18 protein-coding genes are annotated in these 19,799 nt (G+C 66.4%); 4 read left to right on the top strand and 14 right to left on the bottom strand.

The features are described 5' to 3' along the window. Positions 1 to 99: 99 nt before the first annotated feature. On the top strand, positions 100 to 1,611 hold the full coding sequence (locus tag AC4D14_RS14170; RefSeq protein WP_490903278.1) for an FAD-dependent oxidoreductase: 1,512 nt from the start codon (positions 100 to 102) through the stop codon (positions 1,609 to 1,611). Positions 1,612 to 1,649: 38 nt separating this feature from the next. Here the strand turns inward: AC4D14_RS14170 and AC4D14_RS14165 are convergent, their stop codons facing one another. The 3 genes from AC4D14_RS14165 to AC4D14_RS14155 form a co-directional block, all read right to left on the bottom strand. Next, complete coding sequence (locus AC4D14_RS14165; RefSeq protein ID WP_490903276.1) at positions 1,650 to 2,672, bottom strand: hypothetical protein; 1,023 nt, start codon at positions 2,670 to 2,672, stop codon at positions 1,650 to 1,652. A 293-nt stretch (positions 2,673 to 2,965) separates the two neighbouring features. After that, positions 2,966 to 4,321: an NAD(P)/FAD-dependent oxidoreductase gene (locus AC4D14_RS14160; RefSeq protein WP_490903275.1), complete on the bottom strand. Its 1,356-nt coding sequence runs from the start codon at positions 4,319 to 4,321 to the stop codon at positions 2,966 to 2,968. A 401-nt stretch (positions 4,322 to 4,722) separates the two neighbouring features. After that, positions 4,723 to 5,295: an NADPH-dependent FMN reductase gene (locus AC4D14_RS14155; RefSeq protein WP_490903274.1), complete on the bottom strand. Its 573-nt coding sequence runs from the start codon at positions 5,293 to 5,295 to the stop codon at positions 4,723 to 4,725. A 680-nt stretch (positions 5,296 to 5,975) separates the two neighbouring features. Here AC4D14_RS14155 and AC4D14_RS14150 point away from each other — a divergent pair. Further along, positions 5,976 to 6,389 (top strand): winged helix-turn-helix transcriptional regulator, encoded by a 414-nt coding sequence (locus tag AC4D14_RS14150; RefSeq protein ID WP_490903273.1) that lies wholly within the window; start codon positions 5,976 to 5,978, stop codon positions 6,387 to 6,389. 39 nt (positions 6,390 to 6,428) lie between these two features. Here AC4D14_RS14150 and mscL read toward each other — a convergent pair whose 3' ends face one another. Next, on the bottom strand, positions 6,429 to 6,845 hold the full coding sequence (gene mscL, locus AC4D14_RS14145) for a large conductance mechanosensitive channel protein MscL (RefSeq protein WP_490903271.1): 417 nt from the start codon (positions 6,843 to 6,845) through the stop codon (positions 6,429 to 6,431). Beyond that, positions 6,838 to 7,404 carry a TetR/AcrR family transcriptional regulator gene (locus tag AC4D14_RS14140; RefSeq protein WP_490903270.1) on the bottom strand — a complete coding sequence of 189 codons (567 nt, stop codon included), beginning with the start codon at positions 7,402 to 7,404 and terminating at the stop codon, positions 6,838 to 6,840. Before AC4D14_RS14140 ends, mscL begins: the two co-directional genes overlap by 8 nt. Before the next feature lie 62 nt (positions 7,405 to 7,466). Here AC4D14_RS14140 and AC4D14_RS14135 point away from each other — a divergent pair, with 62 nt between their 5' ends. Both AC4D14_RS14135 and AC4D14_RS14130 read left to right on the top strand, forming a co-directional pair. Further along, on the top strand, positions 7,467 to 9,023 hold the full coding sequence (locus AC4D14_RS14135; protein ID WP_490903269.1) for an MFS transporter: 1,557 nt from the start codon (positions 7,467 to 7,469) through the stop codon (positions 9,021 to 9,023). Between the two features lie 64 nt (positions 9,024 to 9,087). Next, entirely contained in the window at positions 9,088 to 10,698 is a 1,611-nt protein-coding gene (locus AC4D14_RS14130; RefSeq protein WP_490903267.1) for a peptide chain release factor 3, read from the top strand. Positions 10,699 to 10,826: 128 nt separating this feature from the next. Here AC4D14_RS14130 and AC4D14_RS14125 read toward each other — a convergent pair whose 3' ends face one another. The 9 genes from AC4D14_RS14125 to AC4D14_RS14085 all read right to left on the bottom strand — a co-directional run bounded on the left by AC4D14_RS14125 (position 10,827) and on the right by AC4D14_RS14085 (position 19,793). Beyond that, positions 10,827 to 11,360: a hypothetical protein gene (locus AC4D14_RS14125; protein WP_490903266.1), complete on the bottom strand. Its 534-nt coding sequence runs from the start codon at positions 11,358 to 11,360 to the stop codon at positions 10,827 to 10,829. A 198-nt stretch (positions 11,361 to 11,558) separates the two neighbouring features. Continuing rightward, positions 11,559 to 12,527, bottom strand: a complete 969-nt coding sequence (locus AC4D14_RS14120) for a PQQ-dependent sugar dehydrogenase (RefSeq protein WP_490903265.1) — start codon at positions 12,525 to 12,527, stop codon at positions 11,559 to 11,561. A gap of 287 nt (positions 12,528 to 12,814) precedes the next feature. Next, a complete protein-coding gene (locus AC4D14_RS14115; RefSeq protein ID WP_490903264.1) occupies positions 12,815 to 13,471 on the bottom strand; it encodes a thioredoxin-like domain-containing protein in 657 nt (218 codons plus the stop codon). Positions 13,472 to 13,550: 79 nt separating this feature from the next. Further along, the gene (locus AC4D14_RS14110; protein WP_490903263.1) at positions 13,551 to 14,204 is read right to left on the bottom strand and encodes a DUF305 domain-containing protein; all 654 of its coding nucleotides are present in this window, start codon (positions 14,202 to 14,204) and stop codon (positions 13,551 to 13,553) included. A 206-nt stretch (positions 14,205 to 14,410) separates the two neighbouring features. Then, on the bottom strand, positions 14,411 to 15,709 hold the full coding sequence (locus tag AC4D14_RS14105; protein WP_490903262.1) for an ADP-ribosylglycohydrolase family protein: 1,299 nt from the start codon (positions 15,707 to 15,709) through the stop codon (positions 14,411 to 14,413). Between the two features lie 104 nt (positions 15,710 to 15,813). Further along, on the bottom strand, positions 15,814 to 17,091 hold the full coding sequence (locus AC4D14_RS14100; protein ID WP_490903260.1) for an ABC transporter substrate-binding protein: 1,278 nt from the start codon (positions 17,089 to 17,091) through the stop codon (positions 15,814 to 15,816). 76 nt (positions 17,092 to 17,167) lie between these two features. Further along, a complete protein-coding gene (locus tag AC4D14_RS14095) occupies positions 17,168 to 17,929 on the bottom strand; it encodes a ThuA domain-containing protein (RefSeq protein ID WP_490903259.1) in 762 nt (253 codons plus the stop codon). 26 nt (positions 17,930 to 17,955) lie between these two features. Beyond that, positions 17,956 to 18,750 carry a TIM barrel protein gene (locus AC4D14_RS14090; RefSeq protein ID WP_490903258.1) on the bottom strand — a complete coding sequence of 265 codons (795 nt, stop codon included), beginning with the start codon at positions 18,748 to 18,750 and terminating at the stop codon, positions 17,956 to 17,958. Next, positions 18,747 to 19,793 (bottom strand): zinc-dependent alcohol dehydrogenase, encoded by a 1,047-nt coding sequence (locus tag AC4D14_RS14085; RefSeq protein WP_490903257.1) that lies wholly within the window; start codon positions 19,791 to 19,793, stop codon positions 18,747 to 18,749. The genes AC4D14_RS14090 and AC4D14_RS14085 overlap by 4 nt, the downstream gene beginning before the upstream one ends. Between the last annotated feature and the right edge of the window lie 6 nt (positions 19,794 to 19,799).

The raw sequence follows: 19,799 nt of genomic DNA, 5'->3' as shown, positions 1-19,799 counted from the left end.
GGTGCGCTTGGGCGCGAAACGGCGCTGCGGGCGGCGCGGCACGCCTTGACTGTAAGCATGATTAGTAGTGGGGTGGGATTCACCTACGGAGGGAACACTATGAAGTCACTGTGGTTTGACACCGCCCCGGAAATCCCAGCCGCGCCTTTCACCCCGGGCACCGAGTACGACTCCGTTGTGGTGGGTGGTGGGCTGACCGGCCTCACCACGGGCCTGCTGCTGGCACGGGCCGGGCACCGGGTGGCGGTGCTTGAGGCACGCACGGCGGGAGCGGTCACCACGGGCAACACAACCGCGAAGCTCTCCCTCCTGCAGGGCACCTCGCTTTCCCGAATCCTTTCCCACCACGACGCGGACCTTGCCCGCGCCTACGTCACCGGCAATCAGGAAGGGCAGAGCTGGCTGCTGCGGTTCTGCGAGGAGAACGGTGTCGGCTACGAACGGCGCGACGCCGTCAACTACGCCACCACGGACAGCGGCGCGAAAAGCCTCGACGCCGAACACAAGGCCTGCACCGCGGCCGGGCTTGAGACCGAGTTGGGCAGGGCGGCGTCCCTTCCGTTTCCCGTGCGCCGGACGCTGCGGCTCAAGGACCAGGCCCAGTTCCATCCCCTGGAGGTGCTCGCGGCGCTTGCCTCGGAGCTGCGCCGGCACGGCGGCAGCCTGATCGAAGGCGTGCGCGTCCAAGGGGTCGCGAAGACAGGCGCCGGAGGGGTGGAGCTGAAGACCGACGGCGGGGCGGTGTCGGCACGCAATGTGGTGCTGGCGACCGGCATCCCCATTCTCGACCGGGGCGGGTACTTCGCCGTACTCAAGCCGATGCGCTCCTACTGCATTGCGCTTGAGGTCTCCGACGCAGTGCCCCAGGAGATGTACCTGTCGGTTGATTCGCCGACACGCTCATTGCGGACCGCTCGTGCGGACGGCAAGGACTACCTGATAGTTGGCGGCAACGGCCACCAGGTGGGCCACCACTCCAACACGCAGGGCCTCGTCGACGACCTGACGCGCTGGGCTGCCGAGTATTTTCCCACCGCCCGTCCCGCCTACGCCTGGTCGGCCCAGGATTACCAGCCCGCGGCCGCCGTGCCGTACGTCGGGAAGGTCGCAGCAGGCGGCGGACACATCTATGCTGCCACCGGATACAACAAGTGGGGCATGACCAACGCCGTCGCGGCCTCGCTCGCCCTCGCCAGCGAGATTCTTGGCGGAAACATGCCTTGGGCGGACACCCTGTACAAGACCCGGGTGAGCCCGGTGGACGTCCTTGCCACTGCGCAGACCAACGCCAAGGTGGGCCTTGAGATGGTCTCCGGGTGGCTGTCCGGCCTGGCGAAGACCGGCGCCCCGGCCCCTGCGGAGGGGCAGGGAGTGGTGGTAAGGGAGGGCGGCGGCCCAGTGGGCGTGTGCAGGGTCGACGGCGTGGAGCACCGCGTGTCGGCGGTGTGTACGCACCTGCGCGGGATCGTGAGCTGGAACAATGCCGAGCGGACGTGGGACTGCCCCCTGCACGGCTCCCGCTTCACCCCGGCGGGTGAGGTGCTTGAGGGGCCGGCGACATCGCCCCTGGGCACCGCGGTGCGGGGAGGCGCGCCCGCGGCGAATAGCTGAGCCCGGGGGACGGCGCTGTGTCGCCGTCCCCCTGCCCGCTAGCTCCGGCTTGTTGCCCTGCGGTGCAGCCCGGCTGCGCCAGCCAGCCCGGCCATTCCAGCCAGCACAGAGGTGATCACAAGGGCGGTGCCTTCGGATGGCTCGGAATCGGCGGCGGTCTGGACGTTCAGCCCCCGGTTTACGGCCGGTGCGGGCGCAAGCGGAAGGGCAGCCGGTGCCGCGCTGACCGGGGCGGCGTCAGGCCCGCACGCCGCGAGGAACGCCTGGAAGAGCCCTGTGAGTTCCTGCGCCGCCGCATGGTCGAGCTTCACGGTTTCCATAAGCGCGAACAGCCTCATTGAGGCAGCCTCCCAGGCCGCCTCCGCCTCACGGATGGCGGGCGTATCTATGGCGGCCATGAGGGCTGCTTCGGCTTTCATCACCTCGGCCTCGGCCTCGTTGAATACGAGCTGGGCGTCGCTTGCGGCTTTAGCAGCGGCAGGCAGAGCGTCGGTGACGACCTTCAGGTTCGCCGCAGCGGTATTCTTCTCGTTCTGGGCAGCCGCCAGCACCGAACCTGCCAGATCCCTGGCTACTTCCGCGTCTCTGATGGCGTCGGCGTCTTGCGGGTCTGCGGCAAGAACCAGCTTGTATGCCGCTTCTGCCGCGTCGAAGACCGGCTGCGCCTCGTCCTCGGCTTTCTGCTTCGCATCTAATGCTCGATCAAGCGGCTCTTTCTGCTTCAGCAGGTCCACGTGGCGCTTATCCGCCTCGGCGAGCGCTAGGTCGGCCTTTTCGTAGGGACCCATGGCCCGCTCGAGGGCGAGCCCCAAAGATTCAGTTTCGGCGTAAAGGCCGGAAAGGCGGGCGTCGAGCCTGGTCAGCTCGGCGATCGCGGCGTCGAATTCGGCGACGAGCCCGGCCGTGATCCCTGCCCGGTTCAGCGCGCCGGTGAACTGTGCCGTGGCCTGGGTGCACGCACCGTCACCCGGTGCGGCGGCGGCCACCGGCGCGCCAAGGAACATACCTCCCGCGAGGAGCACCGCGGTGGTTCCGCTCGCCAGCAGTTTTGCAGCATTCATTAGGTTTCCCCCAAGCCAGATCGGACCTCCAAGCGGTCGTTGGAGGGCGCAGCACGGAGTCGTGATTTTCCCCGCGCTTTTCCAACGGTCCAATGCTCCGACTGGGAAGAGAGGTGATTGCCACACCGCCGGCACGCCAACGGCTTAGGAATCCCGCGGTCCGCGGGCGCCTGGAAGCCTCAAAGTGCTGCGACAACCCAAAATTACAACAGAAACTCCTGTTAACAAAGGGGCGCATGAGGAATTGTCGGACGCCGGACCCGAGCGGACACGTCGTTGCCCAACCGGTGCTTCTACTTGGCTCCTGAGCCCTGCGGTTCGTCCTCCACTGCCCTTGGCCGGACGGCGAACTCTTCGAACACAGCGCGGGGCGTTTGAAGTCCGCGGAGGCCAATGATGTCCCGGCCCAGCCAGAGGTTGTGCCACCAGCCCCACAGCACCCTCCATTTGCGCTCCCAGGTGGGAATGGCGAGGGCGTGGTAGCCGCGGTGCATGACCCAGGCGGGGAAACCTTTGACGACGATTTTTCCCGACTGGAAAACCCCGGTTCCGAGTCCGAGGGTCGCGACCGCGCCAAGGTTCCTGTGGAAGTACCGTTTCACTGGGCGCCCGCGCAGCTCTGCGACGAGGTTCTTTGCCAGCAGCTTTCCCTGCCGGACGGCATGCTGGGCGTTCGGCACCGTGTAGCCACCGACCCCTCCTCCTGACAGGTCGGGGACCGCGGCATTGTCTCCACCTCCCCAGGCATCAGGGACCGCCGCCTCCTCGGTACCGACGCGTAGGTCGGCCCGGACAATCAGGCGGCCGCGCTCCTCGATCGGGAGGTCGGTATGGCGCGTTATGCTGGGGTTGGCCATGACGCCGGCGGTCCAGATGATGATTGCCGATTCGAAGGTCTCCCCGGTGGAAAGCTTGATGACGCCGTCAACTGCGGACATCAGTTGCGTGTTGAGGTGCACCTGGGCCCTGCGCGCCGCGAGCTGCTGCAGCACCCACTGGCTGGTTTCGACCGAGACCTCCGGGAGGATCCGCCCGGTGGCCTCGATGAGGTGGAAGTGCGTGTCCTCGAGAGTGAGCTCCGGATAGGAGCGCAGCAGCGCCGTGGCGAGTGCCCGCAGCTCTCCAAGGCCCTCGATGCCGGCATACCCGCCTCCAATAAACGTAACCGTCAGCAGGCGGTCCCGCTCCGGGCCGGAGGGAAGTCCCGCCGCTACATCGAAGTTGTTGAGGAGCCGGTCACGGATTGCCACCGCCTCCTCGATGTTCTTCAACCCGATCGCCTGCTCGGCGATCCCGGGGATCGGGAAGGTTCGGGACACGGCGCCGGCAGTGACGACCACCGTGTCGTACGTGAGCTGGGAGGTCATTCCGGTGTGGCGCATGATCGTGACCATCTTCTTGGCGTGGTCGATGTAGGTGACCCTCGCCGTCACGATCTGCGTCTTCTTGAGGTGCCGCCGGAACGAAACCACGCTGTGCCGGGCTTCGATCGAGCCGGCTATGACCTCCGGCAGGAACGGCTGGTAGGTCATGTACGGGAGTGGGTCGATGAGGATGACCTCGGCTTCCTTCGGCCTGAGTCGCTTCTCCAGCTTCCACGCCGTATAGAAGCCCGTGTAACCGCCACCCACAATGAGAATCCTGCCCATTTCGTTGCCTCCGTCGCTGTCGGAAATGACGATGAATCAAGTAATGCGGCGTGACGGGCGGTCCTCCATCCAAGTGCGCGAAACCCGTCGGACTTAAGTTTCTGCGCTTTCAGAACCGGTGCCCAGTGGGCGTGACGAATTTATGCCGATTGTTTCACCAGTCCACGGCGCGGCCGCAACAGCGCCGCCTAAATGCCTGAAGCCCGGTCCGTGGACCGGGCTTCACTCGCGGGATGCCGTGGAGCTCGCCGCGTCGCCTGCCCACCGCAGGAGCGGCGGGCAGGCGGGAAGCGTCTGCTGGTGTGGCGTAGTGGGAACGCGCTACGTTTCCTCATTCCAGCCTTGAGCCATCGCGTGCGCGGTCAGGCTCTGCCGATCATCGGCTGAACTGCTGAAAGCACTTAGGCGACGGTGACCGCGGCGCGCAGCGGCTCGAGTGCCTTCGCCCACGCTTCGAGCTGCGTGAACATGTTCTCAAGTGCCTGGAGCTGGTGGGGGCCGGGCTTCAGGGTCGAGAAGTTCTCGAAGTCGGTGTACAGCGACAGCGCTGCCTGGTCTCGGACTGTTGCGAGCTGCAGTTCGGCGGCCACGAGGCGGAGGTGCTCTACCGCGCGCACGCCGCCGGTGGCTCCGTAGCTGACGAAGCCGGCGGCCTTGTTGTTCCACTCCGCGGACAGGAAGTCGATTGCGTTCTTCAGGACGCCGGAGGTCGAGTGGTTGTACTCGGGGGTGACGAAGACATAGCCGTCGAATTCGGAGATCTTCGCCGCCCACTCCTTGGTGTGGTCCTGCGAGTACTGGCCCATCAGCGGGGGCATCGGCTCGTCGAAGTGCGGCAGCGGGTAGTCCCGGAGATCGATGATCTCGTAGCTGGCATCGTCGCGGCCCGCAGCCTTCTCGAATACCCAGTTAGCGACGGCTTCTCCGTTGCGCCCGGGGCGCGTGCTTCCAAGAATGATGGCGATCTTAGTCATGATGTTCCCTTCCAGGACCAGTTGTTACGTGTGCTTGATCAGCAACGTCTACAACTCGCGTGAAGTGGGTAATATTTCCGCCTGCCATACGCACTTTAAAGTGCGCTACGCACCTTTAAATAACCGAGGGGTCGACCTTCCAGACCTGCCGACGAGGTCCGCCAGGAGTTACCGGACGGTGCAGGATCCCCGGAAAATCAGCTATCTGGGGCGGTCGAGCCGCTATGGAAGCACAGCATCCAACGGCTGGTGAACTGTTTCGAAAGAAAGAGAAAGGCGCTCCCGAATTTGCGCGCCTGCCGTCCTGCACTATTCCGGCCCCGCCGCTGAGCCGCAATTCGACTGAAGGCAGAATTTGTTTTCAATATACCGTTCAGGATTTATTCGAATTCCCGTAGAGCCGGCCGCACTGCGGAAGTGCGTCAACGGCAGGCCGTTCGATGTGCCGATCAACCTGCAGCCCACGCCGGAGCAACCTGTGCTTTGGACCACACCCTCGGCCAATGCACAGGTTAATCCCGCATAATTGATAAGCGCGTCCTTCGGGCGACCCCGGCCGTTTTCGGGCCTCGGAGCCGGCTCAAGCACCCCGCGACGGCAGGTCATCACCGGCCTGTGTGCCCCTGCCGCGGCGGCCGGCGCGCAAAGGTCAACAGGAGAAATCTGGAAAGTCGGCGGCCATGGAACAGACAATCGAGAAGACACCTTCCCAGCACACTCATGTTCTCTGCGACCGGGACGGAGACACCATTTCTTTCGTCCGCGAACTGGTGAGCCGCTTGGGTGACAAATGGTCGATGCCCGCCCTCGATGAGCTCTCAGCCGGCCCGCTGAGGTTCACGGCGCTGCAGGCTGCCCTGGCCCCCATCTCCCACCGGGTGTTGACCGCAACGCTCCGCACGCTCGAGAAGGACGGCATGGTCACCCGCACCTCGTACCCGGAGGTGCCGCCGCGCGTTGAGTACGCCCTGACGCCGCTGGGTGCGGGCTTCCTGCAGCAGGCCATGCCGCTCGTCAGCTGGGCGCAGGACCACAAGGCGGAAATCGAGGGGAACCGGAGCAGCAACGACGCCGCGCCCAGCGCGGCGAGCTGACCGACTCTGCAGGACCGCATCGCGCACCGGCCCGCACCCTTAGCGGCGGTCGCTGTCCTGGGCGATCTGACGCAAGAGGTCGCGCATCTCGGTCAGCAGTGCCGTGTCGACCGGCACCGGATCTTCAGCGGCCTCGACGGCGGCCCTCGCCACCGACCGGGCATTGATCCTGTTCATGGGCAGGACGAAGACGAAGTAGACCACGGCCGCCGTAATGAGGAACGTGATCACCGCGGTTATTACGGCCCCGACATTCACGAAGGTCGCGGGGTTGCCGGGCCAGATACGGAAACCAAGCCCGTCGGCGTCAACTCCCCCGGCGGCCGCAATCACCGGATTCACGACATTCTCGGTGAAGGAGCCGACAAGGGCCGTGAAGGCGGCGCCGACCACGACGGCGATCGACAACTCAATGACGTTGCCGCGAAGGATGAAGTTCCGGAAGCCCTTAAACACGCGGCCGCCCCACCTCGCCGATGCAGTACTGCTCGACGATGAGATCCACAACGGAAAGGATCTGTTCCAGGTCACCTTCGGTCCTGCCCGAAGTTCCGTCTCCGGAGAAGAATGCGGCGTCATAGTAAAGGCCGTCGCCCAGCAGTTTGACCGCCATGGCGGCCGTGCGGCTTCCCAGCCGGTCCTCAAGCGTGCTGAGCCACAGTTCCTGGATGCGGGAAAGGGTGAGGCGCGCGGTGGGGTGGCCCTGCTGGGCCAGGCGGGCCATCGACACCAGCGCACGGTCAAGAGCGCTGTCCTCGTAGACCGACGTGCGCACGTAATACCGGGCCGGGCCATCGGGGTCGCCGGACATCTGCTCGCGGTCCCGTTCGACAAGCGCAAGGAGCCTTTCGGCGAGCGCCTCTACGAGGGCCTCCTTGGAGGGGAAATGGTAGAGCAACCCGCCCTTGGAGACGTCTGCAGCGGCGGCAACAGCCTCCATGGTTGCAGCGCGTTCTCCGTCGCGGATCAGGATGTCCTCGAAGCTGTCGAGGATGCGTTCTCGTGAACTTGCCATGCACTTATGATAGCCGTCACGAAAGTTGCACTGTACCGGCTGGACGGTATAGTCTCCCGGTTATGACATTGCTTTCCCGGCCCTCTCTTGCCCTGCCCGGGGCGAAGAACCTTGGATCATCAACTCCGCGCGCCGGCATCAGGGACTGGATCTCACTCGCCGTGCTGATGCTGCCGGTCTTGCTGGTGGCCGTTGACAATACGGTGCTGAGCTTTGCCCTGCCTGCAATCTCCCTTCAGTTCTCCACCAGCGGGACCACCCTGCTGTGGATCATCGACAGCTACCCCCTCGTGCTGGCCGGGCTCCTCGTCGCCATGGGCAGCCTCGGTGACCGCTTCGGACGGCGTCGCCTGCTGATGATCGGCGCCTCCGGCTTCGCCGTGTTCTCGGTCGCAGCGGCCTTCGCCCCTACTGCGGGATTCCTGGTGGGCGCCCGTGTGGGCCTCGGCGTCTTCGGAGCCATGCTGATGCCCTCGACCCTGTCCCTGATCCGCAACATCTTCACCGACCGCGACCAGCGGCGCGTTGCCATTGCGGTGTGGGCTGCAGGTTTCTCCGCCGGAGCGGCGCTCGGTCCGCTGCTCGGCGGCGCCCTGCTTGAACACTTCTGGTGGGGTTCGGTGTTCCTGCTCGCCGTCCCCGTCCTCGTGCTGATGCTCGTCCTGACCCCCTTCCTCGTGCCCGAGTCACGCGACCCGAGCCCCGGCCGGGTGGACATCCTCAGCATCGCCCTGTCGATCACAACGATGCTTCCGGTGGTGTTTGCCATCAAGAACTTCGCCAAGGGCGACAGCCCCGTTGTGACCGCGGCGGCCGTCGTCGTCGGGCTCGTCGCGGGAGCTGTGTTCGTCTCCCGCCAGCTTCGGCGCAGCAATCCGATGCTGGACGTGCGTCTGTTCACGGTGCGCGCCTTCACCGGCGCGGTGCTGGTGAACCTGCTGGCGATCTTCTCCCTGGTCGGGTTCCTGTTCTTCGTCTCGCAGCACCTGCAGCTCGTCCTGGGCTACAGCCCGCTTGAGGCCGGAGTGATCCTCCTTCCGGGGCTGCTGATGACAATCATCGCCGGCTTCGCTGTGGTGCCCGTGGTCAAGCGCGTCCCGCCGCACATCGTGGTTCCCGTGTCCCTGCTGTTCTCGGCGGCCGCCTACGCGTTCGTGGCGCTGACCGGGCAGACGGGTTCCGCCATGGACCTCCTTGTCGCGTTCGTGCTGCTCGGCGTGGGCGTCGGCGCTTCGGAAACCGTGTCGAACGACCTGATCCTCACGACGGTTCCCCCCGCCAAGGCCGGATCCGCATCGGCAGTATCGGAGACGGCGTACGAAGTCGGGTCGGTCTTCGGCACGGCCATGCTCGGCAGTATCCTGCTCGCCTCCTACCAGCAGCACCTGGTGCTGCCCACCGGACTGACCGCTGACCAGGCGACGACGGCCACCGAGACGCTCGGCGGTGCGGTGAGCACGGCCGGCCAGCTTCCCGCGGCAGGCGCCGCCCAGCTGCTCGAGTCAGCGTTCAGCGCGTTCGACAGCGGTGTTGTCCTGACCTCCGGGATCGCTGCCCTGCTGATGCTCGCCGCTGCGGGGCTCGCCCTGTGGAGCCTGCGGCCCATCAGCACCCGATAACCGAAGTTACGGCCCGGCAGGCCTGCGTGTCTGCCGGGCCCGCGCCATCGGAGACAATGGAAGAGTGCCCCTGATTACCGATCTGCCAGTCACCGACCCCCAGTCAATCCGCCGGGAGGCCGGGCGCCGCCGCACCTTTGCCGTGATTTCCCACCCCGATGCGGGAAAATCGACCCTCACCGAGGCCCTGGCGCTGCTGGCCCGCGCCATCCAGGACGCAGGGGTGACGCACGGCAAATCCAGCCGGCACGCGACGGTGTCCGACTGGATGGGCATCGAGCAGGAGCGCGGGATTTCGATCAGCTCCGCCGCCCTGCAGCTGACCTACAAGGACACCATCCTCAACGTGGTCGACACCCCCGGGCACGCCGACTTCTCGGAGGACACCTACCGGGTGCTGGCCGCCGTCGACTCGGCGGTCATGCTGATCGACGCGGCGAAGGGCTTCGAGCCGCAGACAGTGAAGCTGCTTGCTGTCTGCAAGCAGCGCAACATTCCAATCATCACCGTCATCAACAAGTGGGACAGGCCCGGCCTTGACGCGCTCGGCCTGATCGACGACGTCGGGGAACGCACCGGCATGGTGCCGGTACCGCTGACCTGGCCCGCCGGCATCGCCGGAAACTTCAAGGGACTGCTGGACATGCGCGAGGGCAAGGCATTCCACCTCGAGGCGGTTGACGGCGGAGCCCAGGCCGCCACACAGACGGAAGTCTCGGTTGACACCCTTCCCCCGCTCGACGCGGCAATCTGGGAGGAGGCCCAAGAGGAATCCGGCCTCGTTGAATCCTCGCACGGCGCCTTCGACGCCGTGGAGTTCGCGGCAGCCCGGCAGACGCCGGTGTTGTTCGCGGCGGCGGCGAAGAACTTCGGGGTTTCGCAGCTGCTCGACATCCTCGTCGAACTGGGGCCGTCGCCGACGCCCCGCGAGACGGTTTCCGCCGATCGCCGGCCGCTTGAGGCCCCATTCTCCGGTTTCGTCTTCAAGGTCCAGGCGGGCCAGGACAGCTCGCACCGCGACCATATCGCCTATCTGCGGATCTGCTCGGGTGCTTTTGAACGAGGCATGGTGATCACCAACCAGCGCACCGGCAAGCCGTTCGCCACCAAGTACGCGCACCGCGTGCTCGGGCGCAGCCGCGAGGTGGTGGACACAGCGTGGCCGGGCGACGTCGTTGGCCTGGTCAACGCCACCAGCCTCCGGGTGGGCGACAGCCTCTACGCCGACGAACCGGTGCAGTTTCCGGAAATTCCGCGCTTCTCCCCCGAACTGTTTGCCGTGGCCCGGGCGAAGGATCCGGGACGCTACAAGCAGTTCCGGCGCGGCATCGAGCAGCTTGAGCATGAAGGCGTGGTGCAGGTGCTCCGCTCGGACCTCCGAGGAGACCAGGCACCGGTTCTTGCCGCGGTGGGCGCCCTGCAGTTCGAGGTCGCGGTCCAGCGGCTCGGCACCGAATTCAACGCGCCGACCGCACTCGATAACCTTTCGTACACCCTCGCAATGGCGGTGGGACCCGGGAGCACCGGGGTCCCCGAAACATTCCGCGGGGGCGAGATCCTCCGCCGGGCCGACGGCGAGGCGGTCGCCGTGTTTGGCGACAAGTGGAAGGTAGGGCACTTCCGCAAGGACTTCCCCGGCGTCGTGCTTGAAACCATCGGCGCGACCCCGGAGTAACCCCTTCAGGGCGACGGCCGGCCCGCTGTCCAACGTCCGCTTTACCAACGACGACGGACAGCAATACACGAGGCGCACCCACCGCTGCTGCGGAGGGTGCCCCTCGTGTGTTGGTTGGCTTGGAGCCGTCAGGCCTCCGGAGCCGGCTCGACGGGGGGCTCAACGGGCTCGGGAGCCGGTGCCGGAACAGGTTCGGGAGCAGGAACGGGCTCCGGAGCGGGAACGGGTTCCGGTGCCGGGGCCGGAACGGGCTCCGGTGCGGGAACGGGCTCCGGCGCCGGAACGACAACGACGGGTGGTTTCACGGGCTTGTCCAGGTGCTTTTGGTAGCCCTTGGAGTTCTCGTGCGCTGCGGCGGAATTGGACGTGCCCGGCGCCTTGGCCTTGGCTGCTGCGGCAACCGGGTTGGTCTTCGCGGCGGCGGGCGCCTTGGCCGCGGTGGCCTTGGCGGCAGCCGATGCCTTGGCCTTGGCTGCCGCGGCAACCGGATTGGCCTTCGCTACGGTGGAGTTGGACGTGCCCGGGGCCTTGGCCTTGGCTGCTGCCGCGACGGGGTTGGTCTTCGCGGTGGCTGACGGAGCAGCGCTGGCAGCGCCCGCACCGACACTCAGTGCGAGCATGCCGGCGAGGCCGGCCGCGGCGATTTTCTGTACAACGTTCACAATTACCTCAATTCGACGGAACCGGCCCAGCGCCGGCTCCTGATCCGACGGTACAAGCCGATTTCCGGCAGGTCAGCGGTGTGCGTGAATCCTGTGCAGTTACTCGGGCAATCCTTCCGAACCTGCGTTTTTCCTGCGCTTGGGGGCTGCACCGAAGCGCCTTCAGGCGGGAGGAATGCGGTCGAACCGTCGGCACCCTCAGTCGGGGTCCAGTTCCACGCGCAGGATCCGGTCGTCCCCGGACCGGCGCTCACCCCATGAGCCATCGGTATTGGAGGTCGTGATCCACAGCGCACCATCCGGGGCTACCTCGACGGTGCGGATCCGCCCGTACTGGCCGACGAAATGGGCCACCGGCTCTCCTGCCGCGCTTCCGTCCTCGACGGGAAGTTGCCACAGCCTTTCACCCCTGAGCGCGGCCATCCACAGGTGACCGTCCGCGTAGGCGATTCCCGACGGCGAGGCGTCCTCGGGGCGGAAGGTGAACAGGGAAGGCTCCCCAGTGGATCCTTCAATGCCTTCGGTCTCGGGCCAGCCGTAGTCCCGTCCCGGGCGCAGCGCGTTGACCTCATCCCAGGTTCGGTGGCCCAGTTCCGATGCGTACATCGTGCCGTCCGGTCCGAAGGCCAGCCCCTGCACATTGCGGTGGCCGCTCGAATAAACCGCGGTCCCCGACGGGTTGTCTTGGGGGATCGTGCCGTCCGGGCGCACCCGCAGGATCTTTCCGTTGAGGGAGTCGTCGTCAGCGGCGTTTTCGGGAACGAAGGCGTCGCCGGTGCCGATCCACAAATTGTCATCGGGTCCGAAGCGCAGCCTGCCCCCGTGATGGCGCTCGGCCGTGTCGATGCCGTCGATGACAACGCGCCGCTGCCGCAGCGACCCGAGATCCTCGGCGATCGATAGCGCGACAACTCGGTTTGTTGGAGAGGAGGAAACATAGGCATACACGAGGCGGTCTTCGGCGAAGTCCGGTGACGCCGCGAGTCCGAGGAGGCCGCCTTCGGCGCTCTGCTCGACGCCGGGAACAACACCCACCAGCGCGGTGTCTCCGCCGGCGGCCGGGACGTGGCGGATCTCGCCGGTGTCACGGCTTGAGACGAGCGCCGATCCGTCGGGGAGGAAGGTCAGTCCCCACGGCGTGGTGAGCCCCCGAGCAATTTCCGTCACGTCACCGAGCGGGGGCGCGGGGTCTCCGGCAGGAGGTGCTGAAACTGTTGGAGTCGGCGGAGACGTGCACCCGGCAAGGCTCAGGGCCGCAGCAGCAGCGAAAACCGCGCGGCACCGGACGGTCGGCCTTTTCATCTCTGCCTCCCCTGCTTGAACCGGTATCAGCACTACCGGTTTGGGCTTTGAGGCTAGGGTAGCGCCTCGTCAGGATCCGGGGGTGCTGGCCGGCCCCCGGATCCTGAACCGCCCTGCTCCGGTACAGCTGCGCAGTACCGGAGCAGTACCGCTTAAGCGTTGGGGTCGAGCCCGCCCGTGCAGGGGGCGCCTGGCTCGGGGGTCTGTTCGCCTTCGATGTACTTCTCGAGGAACGCGGCGAGGCGGGCGTCGTCCGGTGCATCAACCTTCAGCTGAAGGCCCCACGCGTTGGCGGCGATGGGAGTGTCCTGGCCCTTGTAGGGGCTGAGCACCACGTAGCTGCGGTCACCGACGAGCTCGGTGAGCTGGTCGATCTGGGCTTGCGGGAGGTCGGGCTGGTATGTGATCCACACTGCGCCATGCTCCATCGAGTGGACCGTGTTCGTGGCGGGAATCTCTTCGGTGTAGATACCGCAGTTCGTCCATACCGGGCTGTGATCTCCCCCGACGGGCGGGGACTGCTCGTAGGTCACCGGATCTTCGGTGTGTTCCTGGCTGGCGATTTCGTAGGTTTGGACGCCTTCGATCGGCCGTGCCGCGGCGTCTTCGACGGCCTGGTTGGTCTGGATCTGGTTCACGATGACGAGCGTGACCGCGATGATGATGGCAAGAATCACAGCACCGATCCCGCCGAAGATCAGCGCATTGCGCTTGCGCTCGCTCGCCCGCTGCTGCGCCTGTATCGCGGCGAGCCGCGCCTGACGGTCCGTGTTCTGCTGAGCGTTCTGCTGAGCTCTTTTCTTATTCAACGATCGATTCCTTCGTAGCGGTTCTGGAGAAATGCTCCGCTGTGCTGCGCGGCATACACCAATCTACCGGCGGCGGGCGCTATCGCTGCTCAAGAAGATTCTGCAGCGCGCTGATTTCGGAACGCTGCGCCGCGACCATCTTCGACGCAAGGTCACGCACCTTGGCCGTGTCGGCCAGTTCCATTCCGGCCTGGGCCATCTCGGCACCGGCCTCATGGTGGTCGATCATGAGCGTCAGGTAGAGCCGTTCCGCCTCGACGCCCGAGGCGTCGGTGAGTTCGGAGATCTGATCGGCGGTGGCCATTCCCGGCATCAGCGCACCGGCGGCGGAGCCGGACGAGTGGGTGCCTGAGTCTCCTCCGTGGTGGTCGGCTCCCCCGGCTGCCATCCACGCCATCCTCGGCCCGGCCGGGCTCTGGGGCAGGTTCCACTCCTCGAGCCATGCATACATCTGGCCGATCTGCTGCTGCTGGGTAAGCGCGATGTCGTAGGCGATCAGCCGCACCGCCTCGTCCTTCGAGCGGTCACGGATCAGCAGCGACATCTCAACCGCCTGCGCATGGTGCACCTGCATGTCCCGGGCAAACCCGGCGTCGGCGCTTGCGGTGTCCGGATGGTCGGGGCCGGCGGAAACCCGCCCGGCGGTGAAGGCGAGGCCGAACAGGGCAAGAACCGCCACGCCGGCCAAAACCAGGAGCAGCCGCTTTTGCCAGGCGGTGAGGGTGGTGATCATTGGGTTCCTCTGGGCAGGTGGGCTTTCAGCTATCCACGGTAGGGCATCGTGCTGAACGTTTCCTCAAGGCACCGTCTCCTGCGTCCAAGGCCACAGTCTCCTGCATTCAGACGGGAACGGAACCGGCGTCGGCCCCGGGCTTCGGCCTGCCCGGGGCTCCCCGCACGCGCCGCCTGCGGGGAGCCCCGGCCGTTGCCGGGGCGGCGTCAGGGCTGCGGACGGACCAGGCGCAGGGTCCGCTCGGCCAGTTCCTCGATGGTCACGCGGTCGAAGTCCCGGACGTCGCTGCGCACGTGAACATGCGTGGTTCCCACCAGCCGTGCCGGAACGGCTTCCGCCCCGTAGAGCGCCCCATAGGCGCTGCCCACCGTTGCGGCGGTGGAGTCGGTGTCCCGTCCTCCCGAAACCGCGGTCGCCACGGCACTGGTGAAGTCACTCCCCCACAGCAGGCCAATCGCGATCAACGCCGCGTTGTTGACGGTGTGGACCCAGCTGTAGTGCCCCAGCTCGGCGTCAACCCAGTCGAGCGCCGCTTCCGCGCTTGCACCGCCATCGAAGAGCACAAGCACGTGCGAAAGCGCGTCGGCCAGGCGGGAGCGTTCGGGGATGACCCGCTGGGCCAGGCGCAGGGCGTCGGCCGGTGAATCCGAGACGAGGGCGGCGGAAAGCAGGGCCGCCGCCCACATCTCGCCGTAGAGGCCGTTCCCCACATGGCTCAGGCGCGCATCGACGAGCGCCAGGCGCGCGGCCTCCGCCGGATCGCCGGGATTGGTCATGCCGAAGATGTCGCCGCGGATGAGCGCACCGATCCACTCCCGGTAGGGGTTGCCCTCGGTGGCGGTCTCTGGTGCCTTGAGCCCGCGGATGAGGTTGCGGTAGGCCGCCCGTTCAGCCGTGTAAATCTGGGTGAACGGCAGCCTGCTCAGCCACTCGGCAGCGATCTGCTCGGTGGTCAGCTGCGGGCCGTAGGTTTCGAGCAGCTCAAGCCCGAGGATTGTCCAGTCGATGTCGTCGTCGCGGGGGACATCGGTGAAGCGGCCGGCGGACGCATACGCCGACGACGGGTGAAGCCGTTCCACCCCTTCCGGGAGGGGGTCAAGGAGCGGCACGTAACCGGTCTGCGGCCACTGCCCGGCGGCCCGGAGATACGTCTCGACCTCGCGCCGGCTCAGGCCCTCGATGGGTTTGCCCATGGTGTTCCCGACGGCGCGCCCCAGCCAGGCGCCGCGGATCCGTTCCGGCAAGCCGGAGGCGTCGTAACCGACCGGCTCAATCCGGCGGGCAATGGCTAGAAGTTCCGCCTCGTCGGACGGCTCCTCATGCGCCCAGTCCGGTTCACGGTCCAGCCCGGCCAGCGCCTCTTCAATGCGGGCGAGGCGCGGCAGGTCGGAGGCGGCGGCCGCTTCGCGGGCCTCGGCTTCGAGGGAGCCGACATCGTAGCCGCTGTGGGAAAGCTGTTCTGCTTCATCGGGAATCAGGTCGCGGGGGTCCAGAACGTCGTGCATCGTGTTTTTCCTTGGTGCTTGTGGGGGTGGGGGGCCGTGCTGTCGGGGATGCCGGGGCCCGGGCGGCATTTCGCCGCCCGGGCCCCGGCGTCCCCTAGGGGGTGCTACTGCTTCGCCGCCTTCTGGAGATCCGCGGCGACGTCGGCTGCGCCCTTCTGGTTGGTCAGCAGACCCTGGAAGCCGTTCCACATTGCGTCATTGAAGACGTCGGTGGCCAGCACGTCGATGTTTGATCCGAACTCTCCGGTGCCTTCGGAGATCTGCGCTGCGTCCTCAACGACCTGGGTGAACAGCGGTGACGCCTCGAGCCCTTCGGTGTCGACGGGGAACGGAGGAATGGTGTTGAAGTTTTCAACGGTCCAGCGCCCGTGTTCGGGGGTGAGCATGTAGTCGACGAACTTGACTGCGGCATCGGTCTTCTTCGAGGTGGCGGAGATGAAGGGGCCCGAGCCCAGGCCGCCGCTGAAGATTCCCGGTCCGTCCTCGCCGGGGAATGGAATGTAGCCGACCTCGAAGTCGGCGTTGTCCTGCATGTCCTGGGTGATCCAGCTGCCGGTGGGAAGGATCGCCGCCTTCCCGGAGTAGAAGAGTGCGTTGGCGCCGTCATAGGTCAGGGACGTGGGGAAGTCGGGCAGGTAGCCGTCCGAAGTGAACTTCTTCCAGGTGTCGAGTGCCGCAATGACGTCCGGGGAGTCCCATGGCGTCTCACCGTCGAGCAGGCTCTTCATGCCGTCGGATCCCACGCGGCTGGACAGCGCCATGCTGAACAGGTGGCCGCCCTGCCACCCCTCCTTGTCGCTTGCCGCGATCGGCACGAGACCTGCCTTCTTGATTTTCGCGGCGGCGGCGTCGAGGTCGTCGAGGTTCTTCGGTTCGGCGATGCCGAGTTCCTTGAAGATGTCCTTGTTGTAGAAGAGGCCGACCGTCTCGATGTCTCCGGGGATACCAAAGACCTTGCCGTCGAAGGTCACGCGCTCCTTGGCGAAGTCGTAGACGGGCCAGTCGTATTTCTCGTAGTCATCGGTCAGGTCGTAGAGGAGCCCGGCCTTTGCCAGGGCGCCGGCGTACCCGGGACCCGAACCCCAGCTGAAGATGTCGGGGCCTTCGCCGGAGCGGAGCTGGGTCTGCAGCACCGTCCGCATGTTGTCGGTGGGCATGACCTCGAGCTCGACGTCGATGCCCTTGTTCTTCTCCTCGAAGGTGGCGATGTCCTCTTTGATGAGTTCGGTGGTTGCCGGGTCTTCGGGCTGCTCGATGAGGTAACGGATCGACTGGTTGGCGCCGTCCTCGGGGGCCGCCGCCGACGTTCCGGTGCATCCGGTCACGGCGAGTGCAAGGACTCCGCCGACTGCCGATAGTTTCAGAGCTGCGCGGTGTTTCATCTTTTCTTCCTGGTTGCGATCTATGTGGCTGTGGGGGTGGTGCTGCGCGGTCGCGCAGGTCGCTCCTGCTGGAGCTTCAGATGCGGCTTGGCTCGTACCACCCGCGGGCCGGATTCGCCACCGCCGGCTCTACGCGCAGCGGTGAGGCGGGAGCGGCCCACCGCACGGCGTTGGCGAGCACCTTGCGGATCTGCGGGTTGTGGTACACCGGGTACATCTGGTCGCCGGGGCTGAAGTAGAAGATCCGCCCCCGCCCCCTGGTGAACGTGACGCCGGAACGGAACACCTCTCCGCCCTCGAAGGAGCTGATGAACACCAGGTCGTCGGGCGTGGGGATGTCGAAGAACTCTCCGTACATCTCCTGCTGGTCGAGCACGATCGGGGTGTCGATGCCCTCGCTGATCGGATGCGTCGGGTTGACGTTCCACACCAGTTCCCGCTCGGCGTCGTTGCGCCACAGCAGGGAGCACGTGGTTCCCATGAGCCGGATGAAGATCTTGGAGAAGTGCCCCGAGTGCAGCACGATCAGGCCCATGCCGCCCAGGACGTGGCGGCGCACCCGCTCCACCACCTCGTCGCTGACCTGGTCGTGGGCGATATGGCCCCACCACAGGAGAACGTCCGTCGCGTCGAGGACCTCCTCGGTCAACCCGTGCTCGGGGTCGGCCAGCACCGCGGTGCGGATGACGGCGGTACTGCCGAGCAGCGGCCGCAGCCCCTCGGCAATTGCCGAATGTATTCCCTGCGGGTAATGGACAGCGACCTCGGGCTCGGTCTGTTCATGGATGCCCTCGTTCCATACGGTGACGCGGAGCGGGGCGGAGTGCGGGTGCGGCATGGGGGATTCCGTTCTGTGGGGCGGGGCTAGTTCTTGAGCAGTGCCGAAACCTTCGGCAGCACGTCCCGGGACGGTCCGCTGAGGCCGCACTCCATCGCCAGCCAGCCGTCGTAGCCGATCTCCGACAGCGCGGCGAGGGTGCCCGGCCAGTCGTAGTGCCCGGCACCTGGTTCGAGCCGGTTGCTGTCACCGAGCTGCACGTGGCGGATGTGCCTGCCGGCCGACCGGATCGCCGCGGGGATGTCGGATTCCTCGATCGACATATGGAAGGTGTCGGCGATGACCGCGACGCCCGGGGAGGCGACCTCCTCGACGAGGGACACGGCGTCGGCGAGGGTGTTGACCATGAAGTCCTCGTACCGGTTCAGCGGCTCGAGCAGGACGACTGCGCCCTCCCTTGCCGCATGGTCCCCGAGTTCGGCGAGGGATTCGAGAAGCACTGCCCGCGACTCCTCGTCGCTGCGGGGCGGCGCAAAGGGTGGAAGCCGCCGGCTGAACAGCGCGAAGGCGTTGGGCGTGACGGCGCCGAATCCGCCGGCGGCAGCGATACCGGTGAGCAGGTGCTTCATCTGCTCCCGGGCGTCCTTGCTCCTGGCCGGGTCGAAGTCACCGATGAAGTGATCCATCTGCACGCAGACACTCGGCATGACGACGCCGGCCTCGCGGGCCGCCCGGAGTTCCGCGGCGCGTTCCGCGAAGATTCCGTCACCGCGGCCGAGTAGTTCGATGCCGTCGAATCCGCGGTCCTGGGCGAACTCGAACTTCTCGAGGAGTGTTTCTCCTTCGAGCATGTGTTCCTGTGCTGCAAGCTTGATGCTCATGAGGTCTCCTCGAATTTCAGGACGACCTGGAGGGCGTCCTGCGGGTTTGTGTCGAGCATGCTGAACGCGGCACCGGCGTCTTCAAGCGGCACGGTGTGCGAGATGAGGTCAATCAGGTTCAGTCGGCCGGCAACGGCGAGGTCGATGGCCGTGCTTGCCAGCCGGTACTGGTCCCAGCGGTGCTGGAGCGTCGGGGATACACCCGAGATCTGGGTTGAGATCACCTGGACACGGTTGTGGTGGAATTCCTCACCGAGGCGCAGCCCCATTCCCTCGCCCTGGAGGAAGCCGGCGGCGCAGACCCGGGAGCTGTAGGCGACGGCCCGGATGGCCTCGTGGAGGGCGCGGTAGTTGCCGGTCACCTCGAGGCAGGCATCGGCGCCCCTGCCGCCGGTGAGTTCCCGGATGCGCTCAGCGACGTTCCCTTCGGCGGCGTCGATCAGGATGTCGGCGCCGAGCTTGCCTGCCAGTTCGCGCCGCTCGGCGATCCCGTCGACCGCGATGACCCGCGCCCCGTTCAGGCGGGCCAGCTGCGCCACGATCTGCCCGGGAACACCGAGCCCGAACACCGCGACCGTTTCACCGATGTGGATGTCGGCGTCGAGGACCACGTTGAGGGCGATCGCGCCGATCTGCGAGAAGATGCCGATCCGCGGGTCGGCGGCGGGATCCAGGATGCGGGCGGCCGCGTATTCCTCGGTCTGCACCGTATCGGAGCGGTGGCCCCAGGTGCCCCAGATCCGGTCGCCGACGGCCACGGAGGTTACCGCGTCCCCGACCTCGACGACTTCTCCGACCTCCTCGTAGCCCCAGCCGTTGACCGGGTAGCTGAGGGTGGAGGCGCCGTCGACGAAGAGCCGGCGTTCCTGGTTCCACTGCTTCTGCAGGTAGGGGTTGCTTCCGCGGTACGCGGTGAGCTCCGTCCCGGCCGAGATGCCCGAGTAGAGGGTGCGGATCCGCACGTCGGTTGCGCCCACCGTTGGTACCGGTTCGCTGACGACCTCCGCGACGCGCGGAGAGGTGAAACTTACAACAGAAGCCATGAAGCT

The organism is Arthrobacter sp. TJ-254 (assembly GCF_058269175.1).
Note: the sequence above shows the minus strand (reverse complement) of the source record. Positions and strands in the feature narration are given on the sequence as shown.

Coding starts and splice junctions, on each gene's coding strand:
- AC4D14_RS14170 (WP_490903278.1), top strand. CDS start 100: ATGAAGTCACTGTGGTTTGACACCGCCCCGGAAATCCCAGCCGCGCCT.
- AC4D14_RS14165 (WP_490903276.1), bottom strand. CDS start 2,672: ATGAATGCTGCAAAACTGCTGGCGAGCGGAACCACCGCGGTGCTCCTC.
- AC4D14_RS14160 (WP_490903275.1), bottom strand. CDS start 4,321: ATGGGCAGGATTCTCATTGTGGGTGGCGGTTACACGGGCTTCTATACG.
- AC4D14_RS14155 (WP_490903274.1), bottom strand. CDS start 5,295: ATGACTAAGATCGCCATCATTCTTGGAAGCACGCGCCCCGGGCGCAAC.
- AC4D14_RS14150 (WP_490903273.1), top strand. CDS start 5,976: ATGGAACAGACAATCGAGAAGACACCTTCCCAGCACACTCATGTTCTC.
- AC4D14_RS14140 (WP_490903270.1), bottom strand. CDS start 7,404: ATGGCAAGTTCACGAGAACGCATCCTCGACAGCTTCGAGGACATCCTG.
- AC4D14_RS14135 (WP_490903269.1), top strand. CDS start 7,467: ATGACATTGCTTTCCCGGCCCTCTCTTGCCCTGCCCGGGGCGAAGAAC.
- AC4D14_RS14110 (WP_490903263.1), bottom strand. CDS start 14,204: ATGATCACCACCCTCACCGCCTGGCAAAAGCGGCTGCTCCTGGTTTTG.
- AC4D14_RS14105 (WP_490903262.1), bottom strand. CDS start 15,709: ATGCACGACGTTCTGGACCCCCGCGACCTGATTCCCGATGAAGCAGAA.
- AC4D14_RS14100 (WP_490903260.1), bottom strand. CDS start 17,091: ATGAAACACCGCGCAGCTCTGAAACTATCGGCAGTCGGCGGAGTCCTT.
- AC4D14_RS14095 (WP_490903259.1), bottom strand. CDS start 17,929: ATGCCGCACCCGCACTCCGCCCCGCTCCGCGTCACCGTATGGAACGAG.
- AC4D14_RS14090 (WP_490903258.1), bottom strand. CDS start 18,750: ATGAGCATCAAGCTTGCAGCACAGGAACACATGCTCGAAGGAGAAACA.
- AC4D14_RS14085 (WP_490903257.1), bottom strand. CDS start 19,793: ATGGCTTCTGTTGTAAGTTTCACCTCTCCGCGCGTCGCGGAGGTCGTC.